Consider the following 13,692-nt stretch of genomic DNA (forward strand, 5'->3'; position numbering starts at 1 on the left):
GGTTCCGCCGATTGAGGTGCAGCGGGAGATCGCTGATGTCCTCGATAAGTTTGATGCGCTCGTGAATGACTTGTCGTCCGGTTTGCCTGCCGAGATTGAGGCTCGTCGGAAGCAGTATGAGTACTATCGAGACAAACTATTGACGTTCAACGAGCTGCAACCAGAAGCGGCATAAAACTCGCTTCCAATTGAGGTTTAGCAGAGCAGGGTAGGGGAATGGCAAGAATGGAGAAATCCGCAGTCGAGGATCTGAACCGCGGGAAGATCGCTCCCATCGCGGTTAGCGACGAAGCCACCGTCGTCGCCACCTACGAAGCCGACACCACCGCATCGGACACCTACCAGTCTGAAGCGCAACTCGAAGACGCCCTCATTGCACAACTCCAGGCGCAAGCCTACGAATACGCCGAAATCCGCGACGAAACCGCCCTCATCGCGAACCTCCGCACCCAACTCGAAGCGCTCAACAACATCCAATTCACCGACGCCGAATGGAAAACATTCTTCGAAACCTCCATCGCCAGCGCCAACGAAGGACCCAAAGAAAAAACCTGGCGCCTCCACAACGCCAACACCCAACTGCTACAACGCGAAGACGGAACCACCAAAAACATCCGGCTCCTCGACAAAACCCACATCCACAACAACAAACTCCAAGTCATCAACCAATACACCGTCGACGCCGGAACCACCCCAGGCTCCGCGACCCACTCCAACCGGTACGACGTCACCATCCTCGTCAACGGGCTGCCACTCATCCACATCGAACTCAAACGCCGCGGCGTCAACCTCCGCGAAGCGTTCAACCAAATAGCCCGCTACCAAAACCAATCCCTCTGGGCCGGCCACGGACTCTTCGACTATGTCCAAGTGTTCGTCATCTCCAACGGCACACTCACCAAGTACTACTCCAACACCACACGGCCCAAACCAACCGACAACACCAAACGCACCCCCAACACGTGGGCCTTCACCTGCTGGTGGGCAGACAGCCACAACAAAGTCATCCCAGACCTGAACGGCTTCACCCGCACCTTCTTCGCCAAACACACCATCCTCAACATCCTCACCAAATACTGTGTACTCCGCGAAGACGGCAACCTCCTAGTCATGCGGCCCTACCAAATCGCCGCGACCGAACGTATCCTCCAACGCATCGACGTAGCCGCCAACAACAAAATGCTCGGCACCACCCAAGCCGGCGGCTACATCTGGCACACCACAGGTTCCGGTAAAACACTCACCAGCTTCAAAACCGCGCAACTCGCCACCGCGCTCCCAAGTAACCCTAAAGTCCTATTCGTCGTGGACCGCAAAGACCTCGACTACCAAACCATGCGGGAATACGACAGCTTCAAAAAAGGTGCCGCTAACTCCAACACGTCCACCAAAATCCTCACCCAACAAATGGGGGACCCCAACGCGCGCATCATCATCACCACCATCCAAAAACTCTCCAACTTCGTTGCAGCCAACGCGAAACACCCGATCTACAACGAACACACGGTGATCATCTTCGACGAATGCCACCGATCCCAATTCGGTGAAATGCATAACGCGATCACCAAAAAATTCAAAAAATACAATATTTTCGGATTCACCGGAACCCCAATTTTCCGTGACAACGCAGGCAAATCCTACGGTGCACGCGACGGCCGCGTAATACTGCGCACCACCGAAGAAACCTTCGGCGAACAACTCCACACCTACACAATCGTTGACGCGATCGAAGACAAAAACGTCCTCCCATTCAAACTCGCATACAACAACGTGCTGGCACGCGCCGGCGGACCTGTGGCTGAAGACGCGAGCCGCGCGCAAGAAGAAGCCGCGCTCATGGCACCCGAACGCATCAGCGCCGTCACCAGCTACATCCTCAAACACTTCAACCAACACACCCGCCGCCTGTCCCAAGCCGGCGAATCCAACACCACTTACATCCACACCGTCACAAGCAACACCGCAGACGTGGCTCGCACACGTGGCAGGGGTAGTGAGGCGCTAACAGTCAAGCGGCGTGTCAACGGCTTCAACGCGATGATGGCTGTTCAATCCGTGGAAGCCGCCAAGCTCTACTACAACGAGTTCAAAGCCCAGCAGGCCGAGCTGCCTGAACACCAGAAGCTCAAAGTCGCCACGATCTTCAGCTACGGAGCCAACGAAGACCCCGAAGCTGGAATTCTCGCGGAAGAAGGGTTCGACACCCGCGGGCTCAGCGGTGAGAACCGCGAATTCCTTGACATCGCCATCGCCGACTACAACCAGATTTTCGGCACCAGCTATGACGCGAACGGTGACAACTTCCAGAACTACTACCGCGACCTCTCCATGCGGGTCAAAGACCGCGAAATAGACCTACTGCTGGTCGTGAATATGTTCCTCACCGGCTTCGACGCGCCAACACTGAACACGCTCTACGTTGACAAGAACCTGAAGTATCACGGCCTGATCCAGGCGTTCTCACGCACGAACCGCATCCTCAACCAGGTCAAGCGGTACGGGAACATCGTGTGCTTCCGCGACCTCCAAGAGAACACCGAAGACGCCCTCGCCCTGTTCGGGAACGCTGACGCACAAGGCATCGCCCTGCTTGAGCCATACGAACACTACCTGAAGCAGTACCGCCTCAAAGTCGCAGAGCTGCTGGCCTTCCACGCGCCCGGCACCGGGATGCCCGCAAGCGAAGGCGAACAGCGACGCTTCGTCGAAGTCTTCGGCGAGATCCTACGGCTGAGGAACCTGCTGGCTGGGTTCGATGAGTTCCCTGACGATGACGACCTCACCCCGCGTGAGATTCAAGACCTGCAGAGCGTCTACCTCGCAGTGCGGGATGAGATGCGAGCGGATGCCGATGCGGATGAACCGCAGCCGGAACAGCTTGAACTCGTATTCGAGATCGAGCTACTCCGGCAAGTTGAAGTCAACGTCGACTACATCCTCATGCTGGTCGAGAAGTTCCGCGAACCGATGCTGAAATCCCAGGTTCCGGACTACCAGTACAAGGAACAAGTACTGCAGGCGGTTGAATCCAGCCCGACCCTACGCGATAAACGCGACCTGTTTATGGACTTCATCGAACTCGTCAACACCGACGCGAGCGTTGCCGAACAATGGGTCGCGTTCATCAGCCAACGCCGCGAACAAGAACTCGGAACACTCATCGAAGAAGAACGACTCCGCGAACCCGCCGCGCGGGACTTCATGGAGGGCGCCTTCAACGCCGGGGAAGTCCCCCGTATCGGAACCGACATCGGCAAAGTGCTGCCGCCGGTGAGCTTCTTCAACAAAACTGCCGACGGTGAGAGCCGCGCCGAAATCAAAGAACGGGTGCTCAACAAGATGACCGAGTTCCTGGAACGCTACGAACCCCTCGGGTGAGAAAAGAATCAAAGGCAACACCCCTTATGTTGTTATGTTGTGAACCTCTCTAGAGCTGCCTTTGAAGTTCCTGGGTTTTAACGTCAAGATTGATTTGAAGGTTAAAGCTCAGATTTTGCGCCACCCGGTCGCCATGGCGCCGCCACATGTTTAAGGAACGCCCTATGTTCACACGAATAACGTCCCCTCTATATAGGAGAACGGGTAGCGCGCTCGCGGTGCTCGCGCTCGTATTCGGCATGACGGTGGCGCTCCCAAACCCAGCAACCGCAACACCCGACGCTGAAAGCGGCGCGGTCGCCACCGCCACTGCCGAAGCCACCTCAATCGAAACGGTTGCGCCGGCAACCGAAGCGGAAGCTCCAGGTGAGCTCGGCGCGCCCGGTGAGACTCAGACTGTCGAGTTGGGGGACGGCAACGTCCAGTACGGCCTCCGGCTCGCCCGCGACGGTGGGGCTGGTTGCATCATCACGAAAGCTAACGGCTACGAACCCGGCGACAACACCCCGCGGGATGGCAATATTTGTGCCGGGGACATCGCTCACTACAGCATCGACCTCAACGTCAAAACCGCTGGCGAACCTAGCACCTTCAAACTCACCCCAACCTGGCTCTCCGCCGAAGCCCGCGCCGCAGGCTTGCCTGAGCCAACCGTCAAACCAACCCTGAAAACCGGTTCCGCTAACTACGGCGGGGTCTCCGCCACAGTCGATGCCAACGGTGTTGTCACCGTGAAAGCGGACCCGAACATCAACGCGACCGTCTCGCTCGAGCTCACCGCCTCCACCATCGCCTCTATGCAGCTTTCGGACGGCACCAACCCTGAAGGCACGTTCAACCTCGGCCTCAAAGCAGTCAAGGAAGACGGCACCAAACTCATCACCGCGGTAGCGAACAAGAAACTCAACGTACTGGTTGAGCCGCGTTTTGATCAGCGCCTCATCGAGCCAGAAAGCGGCGTCAACACCACCACCCGTAACGGCATCGAATACATCGGCATCAGCGCCCGCTCCGGCCTGCCCGCCTACCCGAGCGACCAGAAACACAGCCCGGCACCGGACAGCGCAACCCCGAACGGCCGCATCCTGCCGATCGACCCTGAAACCATCAGCCGCTACACCCTCGTGATGCCAGCCGATGCGCCGTTCAAGGCCGAGGATGTGCTCGTCTCCTATAACGGCAGCCCGTGGCAGAAAGCCAAGGTTGACGCCAACGGCAACCCGTACATCGACGGCAAATACGATAAAAGCAACCCGCCGTTCCGCTTCCTGATCCCTACCGAGGGTCTGCCGGGCGGTAAGACCACGTTCACTACTCGCATGGACATCGTTGATAAAGACGGCAAGCCGACGCGCGTGAAAGACAGCCGCGGGGTTCCATCCAACATCCCAACCACGGTGGGTAATAAAGCGCTCGGCAACAACACCGCTGACCCAGGCGGCTTGAGTGAATGCAGCGCATCCACTGCTGATGAGAAGCAGGGCCTGCTCGCAGGCCAGTACGGTTTCCCGAACAACAACTGCGCCAAGCAGGTTGTGGACCTGACCAAGTGGAAGTGCACCAACCCGAACGGTTGCCCGTCCGCTAAGGACGACGTCGGCATCAACTGGGTAGAAACCGAAGAAAAAGGCAAGCAAGCCTTCGGCTATAAGCAGGCACTGGCCAGCGCGAACGTGCGTTTGAACGTCACTCCAGCTGACGTCAAAGACAACCCGACCATCTGTGCCGCATGGAAGCCGGGCACCCAACGCGTTGTTACTACCGGCAACACCTACGTGCCAACCATCCAGATTGGAGGCACCGGCAAGGTCAACATCGAAAGCGTGTTCCCGGACGCCAAGGTGTACATCACCAAGCAAGACAAAACCAACGGCGGAGACCCAGACTGCGCCGGTGACGCTGGCTGGGAAGTGTTCTACGATGCCTCGGCTGGCGTGAAGGGCAACACCTTCGCAGAGCCGGGCAGCATGAAGCCGAACGAGATCGCTGGTATCAAGATCGTGATTCCCGGCGAGAACGTTATCCAGCAGCCAACCACCTTCCGGTACATGGCCACCACGGGTGACCCTCGCGTGGTCTCGACCCTGCCGACGGTGAAGGCCGCCAAGGGCGATGCCGAGTACTACAAGACCCTCAACTACGGTGCGGTCTACTCCGGCGATAAGAAGGTCCGCGGCAGTATGCAGGACACGATCCTCGCGGAGAAGCCAGCGGCCGGCGTCCGCGACATCTGGGGCACCCTAGGTGAGACGCGCGTGGCCGGTATCGGCGAGCAGAAGCAGCGGCTCACCACCGCCGGGCAGGTTGTGGTGAACAACGGAACGCTCGCGGCAGTGAACTCGAAGGACGCTGACGGCAACCCGACGCGCGTTCACATGCGCATCTATCTGTCCAAGTGTGTGACCGCTGACGAGGAAACGCTCTCGCCCGGCATGACGTATCACCGCGGCGAAATCTCGAACAACCCGAACGACTGCGCCCCGTCCAAGGACAACTACATTGAGCGCACGTGGGCGCTTTCGGATCAGAAGAACGAAACCGATGATCCGAATAATGACCCGTTCTTCCCAATCGACTGGGCCACCAAGAACGCCGCAAGTTCTTCCGTGTTCTTCCAGCCCTGGGACAACGGCCAGCCGCGGCCAGCGTTCACGGTAGTGACCCCGGTGTGGTCTGGACCGCGCCAGTCCTTCGATGTGGTCCATTCCTACCGCATCACCGGCACCCCGGAGCTGGATCTTGATAAGGCGATGCCGGCGCTGAAGAAGGACCGGACCATCAAGTCCTCCTCCAGCAAGGGGGCCTTCACCCCGGCTCAGGATGCGGCGAAGGAATACACGCCGTTGGACTCGATGGCTTCGCTGTCCACGCTTACGGTCCCTAACGTGGTGGCGGCTGGCTTGGCTAAGTCCACCGAAGACAAACTCGTGGACCACGACACGGCCTTCCAGCACGAGCTCAAGCTCAGCAACTACACCGAGGCACAGCTGGGTGCCACCCAGTTCATCGACGTGCTGCCGTTCAACGGCGACTGGCGCGGTACCAAGTTCAGCGGTGAATACTGGCTGAGCAAGGTCCCGGAGAACTCCGGTTCAAACACGGCCGAGGGCCACGAGATCTACTACACCTACGATGACCCGAACACGGTGTCTGTATGCCCAACGAACGCTCAAGGCAAGGATGACCTCGATGCGTGCGTGAATGCCTCGCGGGCGACCAAGCGCGATATCGATAAGAAGCCGAGCGAAACCAAGTGGGAGCTGCTGACCCAGGAGGTTATCGAGGCCCAAGCCCAGCCGGGTGCCAAGCACATCACGGCGCTGCGTTTCGATAGCCCGCTGCTAAGCCCTAAGTCCGAGGACGCATACGTTCTGGACTTTGAGTCGTACGGCAATAAGCACGGCGATAAGTACGTGAACTCCACGGGCATCGCCACGATGCACGCTGTCCGCGGCGAGACCGCCGACACCACCGGCGTCGGGGCCTTGCCTGTTCCGCAGCCGGACCCGGTCAAGACTGAGGTTTATGCCGCGAAGATCTCCGGTACCGTCTACCACGACGCGAACCGGGACGAAAAGCAGCAAGACGGCGAGAAGAACCTGCCGGGCTACACCGTGACCCTCTACGAAGTGGACGAGAACGGTGAGATCAAGAAAGACGAGAACGGAGAACCCGTCGCTGTCCAGACCACCACGAGTGATAAGGACGGCAACTACACGTTCGAGTCTCTCAAGCGGGGCGACTACCGCGTAGTGGTGAGCCCGCTGGAGGAAACCGACATCAACACCCAAGCAGGTAAGGGCGAGAACACTGATGCCGGCTCCTGGACGGGCCAGGTCATCACCGTGACCGAACCGAACCCGGACAAGTATGACGCCAACAAGCCTCAAACCCACAGTAAGTATGACTTCGGTGTGTTCAAACCAGCCCCGAAGATTAGCCTCAAGAAGACCGTGAACGGTAAGGACTCTGACGAGGTAGCCGTTAACGGTGAGGCGAAGTTCGCCCTGGCCGGTGAGAACAACGGCAACGTTGACCTTGAAAAGGTCAAGCTGGTCGACACCTGGGCCGAAGGCAAGGACCCTCTTGACCTGACGTGCACCATCACGCCGAAAACTGGCAGCGACTACGCGGGGGACGCGACTGAGGACCTGCTCAACGGCGAAGCCAAACTCGCGGTAGGGGACACCTATGAGTGCATCGGAACCTACACCGTCACCCAGGACGATGTGGACGAACAAGTCACGCTGCCTAACAACGCCGATGTGACCGGTGCATACCTGTATAAGTCCGCCACCACCGGCGAGGAGAAAGAACTCCCTGTAGAAGACCACAGCAAGGCGACCGTCACTGTGCCGGAAGCTAAGCCCGCGCTTGAGGTGACCAAGACTGTTGATGGTCAGAAGTCAGTTATGAAGAAGGCTGGTGAGAAGGCCGAATGGTCCATCACCGGCAAGAACACCGGCAACGTAACCCTGTATAACGTGAAGCTCGCCGATGAGTGGGCCGGTGGCGACATTGAACTGACCTGCACGATGGGCGAGGAAGAGATCGATGTAGCCTCCGGTGACGTGACCCTGCCGGTGGGTGCCGAATTCACCTGCACGGGTGAAAGCGAGATCACCCAGGACCACGTGGATGCTGGCAACGAGCTACCGAACACCGTGACCCTGACGGGTTCTTCGAAGCCGGAGGGCGGCGAGAAGGTCAGCTCGAAGGACACCGCGACTGTCACCGTCCCGAAGAGTGAGCCATCGCTGAGCCTTCAGAAGACCGTCACCAACTGGGCTGAAGACGCCGAACCGGCGCCTGAACCGCTCACGGTGGGCGACAAGGTCGAGTACAGCTTCATCGTCTCCAACAACGGGAACGTGACCGTCAAGGACGTCACGGTCGAGGACCCGAAGGTTCAGGATCTCGACTGCGGCGAGGCAAACACCACGCTGGCTCCGGGGGAATCGTTTACCTGCACCGCATCGCACGTTCTGACCAAGGAGGACGTTGAGGGCCAGACCGAATACGTCAACACGGCGAAAGCGACCGGCTCCACGGTCCCGGGTGAGCCGGTCGAGTCGAACGAGGCAGAAGCCAAGGTCAAGGTCGCAACCCCGAAGTTAGAGCTGGAGAAAACCGTCAAGGATAAGAAGGACAGCTACCTGGCCGGGGACAAGGTCGAGTACCTCTTCACCGTGACCAACACCGGCAAGCTCACCGTCAACGGCATCGAGCTGGATGACGCGATGCTCACCGATGCCGAGGTTGAGGTCACATGCGAGGCCGAAACCCTCGCGCCGGGCGAATCAACCACGTGTGTGTCCGGTGAATACACCGTGACAGAGGCCGATGCGGACGCCGGCGAAGTCATTAACACAGCCACCGCATCCGGCACCACGAACAACGGGACACCGGTGAAGTCCAACGAGGCGAACGCCAAGATCACGGTCGAAAAGCCACGTGAATCGGAAGAACCAGCGCCGAGCGAGCCTGGCGACCCAAGCGAACCGGCACCGAGCGAGCCTGCGCCAGAGGAGCCGGGCGACCCAAGCGAACCTGCGCCGAGTGAACCGGAGCCAAACGAGCCTGCGCCAAGTGAGCCGGAAGATCCAAGCGAACCGGCACCAAGCGAGCCGGAGGCTAGCGAGACGCCGGCTCCGGAGGCGCCTGAGGGTAGGAAGCCGGGGCTGGCTACTACGGGTGCTGAGGTGACGGTCGCTGTTCTGGCGGGGCTTGGCCTGGTGGCCGCTGGCGTGGCGCTCGTGCTGGTACGCCGTAAGCGCCGCAACTAGTGGCGACCCAGCCCACTGGCTGAAATGACGGGAAGGGCCGGCAACACCTAATGGTGTTGCCGGCCCGTCCCGTTTGTTGGGAGTGTTCGGTGCTCGCGTTGTGCGTTAGAGCGAAACCCCGAATACGAGTGGCACGAGCGTGTAGAGCATAACCATGACCATCACGATGGAGATGAGGTTGAGCCAGATACCTGCCCGGACCATCTGTTTGATGGTGATTTCGCCGGAGCCGAACGCGACAGCGTTGGATGGCGTTGCGACCGGCAGCATGTAGGCCGAGCACACAGCTAGGGTCACGGCGATCGTCATGAACAGCGGGTTGATGCCCATGCCGATGGCGACGGCGCTGAAGATCGGGAAGAACGCGGCCGCGGTCGCGGTGTTGGAGGTCAGCTCGGTGAGCACGAGCGCGACCAGGATGATCGCGAGGATGATCAGGACCTTCGGCAGGGCGGTCCAGCCGGTCACCTGGTTACCAATCCACGCGGAGAACCCGGTAGCGGTGAACATCGCGGACAGTGACAAGCCGCCACCGAACAGCAACAGTAGGCCCCACGGGATTTCTTTCGCGGAAGACCAACGCAGTAGCGGCTGCCCGGATGGGTCTTCGCTACGCTTCTTGGCGGGCACCAGGAAGCATGCGACCGCTGCGGCCATCGCGACCTGGGAGTCGCTGATGCGGGCGAGGAACGGCAGGTTTTCAGCAACCCAAGCGACGTCCTTGAGGAACGGCACAACAACCCAGAACAAGATCGCGGCCACGAAAATCCAGGAGACACGGCGTTCAGCGGTGCTCATCTTGCCGAGCTTGCGGAATTCGCTTTCGATCATTTCCTTGCCACCAGGCAGTTCGTTGATCTCCGGGCGGAAAACGAACTTGGTCAGCACGAGCCACGCGAGCCCGGTCATGATGATCGCCCACGGCACACCTACGAGCATCCACTGGCCGAACTGAATGTCGATGTCGTGGTTCTTCGCGAGGTGACCCTTCATGAGCGCCATGGGCGGCTGGCCGATGAGGGTTGCGGTGGAGCCGATCGTGACACCGTAGGCGACACCGAGCAGAAGGGACGCGGCGAGGCGCGGGCTGGCCGCATCGGGGTCGACTTCGCGTACGAGGCTCAGGATCGAGGTGGCGATCGGGACCATGATGACCGCGGTAGCGGTGTTGGAGACCCACGCGGAGATGAATGCGGAGGCGATCATCACGCCCAGCACGATCTGCGAGGGCCGCGTACCGACTAAGCGGATGGTCCACAGCGCGATCCTGAGGTGTAGCTGCGATTTCTCCGTGGCTAGGCCGAGGATCACGCCACCCATCACCAGGAAGACCACCGGGTCAGCGTATGGTGCCGCGACTTCGCCCATCGGCGCCATCCCGAACAACGGGAACATCACCAACGGCAGCAGCGACGTGACAGGGATCGGTGCGGCTTCGGTCATCCACCAGATGGCCATCCACAGCGCGATGCCGGCAACGGCCTTGCCTTCAAAGCTCAGTGAGTCTGGCAGGATGAAGCCCAGAATCAGGCCCGCAACGGGCCCGAGCGCGAAGGTCCACCAGTTGCGGCGGGATGAACGATCAAGTGGATCGTTCGCGGAATCCTGCTGTTGCCCTTGCGGCTCAGCAGACGCAGTCGAGTTAGATTCGGCAGACACGGTTGTCCTCTTAAGTACTTAGTGATGTGGAGCACAGATTGCTGGTTGAATCCTATGACAGCAATAATGCTTCGAGAAGTACCTATTTGAGGGCTATTCAGAGCTTGTGTGTATAAGTGGGGTGTGGAGGGCTGCCCTGTGCGCCGGGAACTTCACCGCAATCCAGCTCGCTCGGCCAGCGCCTGAGCCGTCACCGAGAGTGAATCCGGCTGCACACCCTGCTGGGCAATCTCCGCTGGCGTCCCGGTGGCCAGGATCTGGCCGCCCTCATTGCCGGCTCCCGGGCCGACGTCGATGACGTGGTCGGCCTGTGCGACCACCCGGAGGTCGTGCTCAACGACGACCACCGTCGCGCCGTCATCGACCAAGCGCCGCAACTGCGCGAGCAGCAGGTCCACATCCGCGGGATGCAGCCCCGTCGTCGGCTCATCTAAGAGGTACAGGCTGTGCTTGCGGCTCGAGCCGCGTTGCATCTCGGAGGCGAGCTTGATGCGCTGCGCCTCGCCACCCGATAGTTCCGGGGAACCCTGCCCCAGCCGCAGGTAACCCAGACCGAGCGCGTGCAGGAATTCGACCGAGCGCAGAATCCTCGGCTCCTCCGCGAAAGCCTCTAGCGCCTCGTCCACGGTCAACGCCAAAACATCCGCGATGCTGCGGCCGTTCCACTGCACCTCAAGGATCTCCGGCCTATAGCGCTTGCCGTGGCAGGCCGGGCAGGTCGTGTAGGTGCCCGGCAGGAACACCAGCTCAACTTCGATGCTGCCCGCGCCATCGCACTCGGGGCAGCGGCCCTTCGTTGTGTTGTATGAAAAGTCCGATACCGACATGCCGCGCCGCTGAGCCTCGGGTGTTGCGGCGAAGAGCTTGCGGACGTGGTCGAAAAGGCCCGTGTAGGTCGCGACGGTGGAGCGCACCGTGCGGCCGATGGGCTTCTGGGTGATGTGAACCAGGCGGCGGATCTTATCGAGCCCTGTTGCGTTATCCACCCGGAAGTCCTCGGAGTGCTCGGAGCCTGGCGTGAGTTCAGCATCGGCGTCCTCGGCGATGGCCTCATCCGCGCCGATCACCTGCTTGGCCGAGCAGGCCGCCGCGTCAGCCAGAACCCCGATGACCAGGGTGGACTTACCGGAACCCGACACACCTGTGACTGCCGTGAGTGCGCCGAGCGGGAAGTCGACGTCGGCCCCGTCGAAAGCGCGCGCGTGCACGCCGGTCAGGGCGATGGATTCACCGGTGCCGGCCGGGGTGTCCGTCAGCTCGGGGAAGTCCGCGTTCAGAGCCGCGGCAGTGGGGGAGCGTAGCTGCTTGGCTTTGGTGCGGAACTCATTCGTGGGGCCGGAGAACACCAGCTGACCGCCGCGCTCGCCGGCGCGCGGGCCGATGTCCACGATCCAATCGCATCCGGCCACCAGGGACATATCGTGTTCCACTAGAAGCACCGAATTACCCGCATCGATGAAGCGTTGCAGAAGCTCCGAGACCGCCTTCCGCTCCACGACGTGCAGGCCCGCCGAGGGCTCATCCAGCACATAGGTTGTGCCGAACAGGTTCGAATTCAACTGAGAGGCCAGCCGCAGGCGCTGATGCTCACCCGCGGACAAGCTGCGTGCCGGGCGGGAGAGGCTCAGGTGCCCCAGCCCCAGCTCGATCGCGGCGCTCACCGTGGGTAGCACCTGATCCAGTAGTAGCTTTTCGGCCTCGTCGTGCTCGTTCCACTGCTGCTTAGCAATTCCTTCCAGGTGCTGGAGGCGGTCCTCCAGCGCGGCCAACACGTCCTTCAGTGCCAGGTTGTTGAATTCGTCGATCGCGTAACCGGCGTAGGTGACCTGCAAGGTGTCCGGCTGGAAACCGCGGCCCTGACACGTCGGGCATGTTGATGAATGCATGAAGGAAAGCACCCGGCGGCGGTTCCTATCCGATTCGGTTTCCGCGAGGGTGTCGGTGAGGTAGGTGGCTACCGATCGCCATTTGCCTTTATATGAACCGTGCACGGCGTTTTCGTCCCGCACAGGGTGGACAGTAACCACCGGTTGCTCGTCGGTGAATAGGATCCAGTCGCGGTCCTTTTGTGGAATGTCCCGCCACGGGATGGTGAGCGGGTAGCCGAGGGTGCCGAGGATGTCCCGGAAGTTCTTGCCCAGCCACGCCCCTGGCCACGCGGCGATCGCGCCGTCCCAGATGGACAGGCTCGGGTCCGGCACCATCGACTCTTCTGTGGGCCGGTGCACGGTGCCGGTTCCTTGGCATTCGGGGCACATGCCGGCGGTGGTGTTGGGGGAGAAGGCATCGGAATCGAGCCGGCCGTATTCGAGCCGCTCCCGCATGCCGGCCGGGTAGCTTCCGGAGCGGGAGAAGAGCAACCGAATACTGTTCGACATGTTGGAGATCGTGCCGACGGAGGAGCGTGCCCCGCCCAGGGTGGTGGACTGTTGCAGGGCCACCGTCGGCGGAAGGCCGGTGACTGACCCGACGCGCGGGTTGACTGCGCCGCCGATGAGCCGGCGGGCGAAGGGGGCGACGGATTCCAGGTAGCGGCGTTGTGCCTCGCCGTGGATAGTGCCGAAGGCGAGGCTGGACTTGCCCGAACCTGAAACGCCGGTGACCGCGACGAGGGTGTCGCGCGGCAGGTCAACGTCGATGTGTTTCAGGTTGTGTAGGTGCGCGTCACGCACCCGGATCATGGGATCGTGCCCCGCGCGCGCCGTCGTGTGCGGAGTTGCGTGCGGAACCGTGAACTCGGGCTGGGCGTGAGTCATGGTGGCCACTCTATCGGGTAGGCCGTGCCGGTGTAGGTGGTGTCTCTAGATTGCAGTGGCGGGTGGTGGTAGCTAGAAAAACCGCGTAGTGCCTCATGTCAAGTTGATCGCGT

Annotated in this window: 5 protein-coding genes; 3 read left to right on the plus strand and 2 right to left on the minus strand. The window is 60.7% G+C overall.

From position 1 onward, the window contains the following. The 3 genes from HMPREF3160_RS10035 to HMPREF3160_RS07940 form a co-directional block, all read left to right on the plus strand. Positions 1–175: restriction endonuclease subunit S (locus HMPREF3160_RS10035; protein ID WP_176744722.1), on the plus strand; the 175-nt coding region annotated here is incomplete at its 5' end. Positions 176–225: 50 nt separating this feature from the next. Continuing rightward, complete coding sequence (locus tag HMPREF3160_RS07935) at positions 226–3,378, plus strand: type I restriction endonuclease subunit R (RefSeq protein ID WP_070507941.1); 3,153 nt, start codon at positions 226–228, stop codon at positions 3,376–3,378. Between the two features lie 164 nt (positions 3,379–3,542). Continuing rightward, positions 3,543–9,164 carry a DUF7507 domain-containing protein gene (locus tag HMPREF3160_RS07940; protein ID WP_176744723.1) on the plus strand — a complete coding sequence of 1,874 codons (5,622 nt, stop codon included), beginning with the start codon at positions 3,543–3,545 and terminating at the stop codon, positions 9,162–9,164. A 105-nt stretch (positions 9,165–9,269) separates the two neighbouring features. Here HMPREF3160_RS07940 and HMPREF3160_RS07945 read toward each other — a convergent pair whose 3' ends face one another. Both HMPREF3160_RS07945 and HMPREF3160_RS07950 read right to left on the minus strand, forming a co-directional pair. Next, the gene (locus HMPREF3160_RS07945; protein WP_083285565.1) at positions 9,270–10,823 is read right to left on the minus strand and encodes an SLC13 family permease; all 1,554 of its coding nucleotides are present in this window, start codon (positions 10,821–10,823) and stop codon (positions 9,270–9,272) included. A gap of 152 nt (positions 10,824–10,975) precedes the next feature. Then, complete coding sequence (locus HMPREF3160_RS07950) at positions 10,976–13,579, minus strand: excinuclease ABC subunit UvrA (protein WP_070491511.1); 2,604 nt, start codon at positions 13,577–13,579, stop codon at positions 10,976–10,978. Between the last annotated feature and the right edge of the window lie 113 nt (positions 13,580–13,692).

Source organism: Arthrobacter sp. HMSC06H05 (genome assembly GCF_001807395.1).
In the GTDB taxonomy this organism is placed as follows: Bacteria; Actinomycetota; Actinomycetes; order Actinomycetales; family Micrococcaceae; genus Pseudoglutamicibacter; species Pseudoglutamicibacter albus.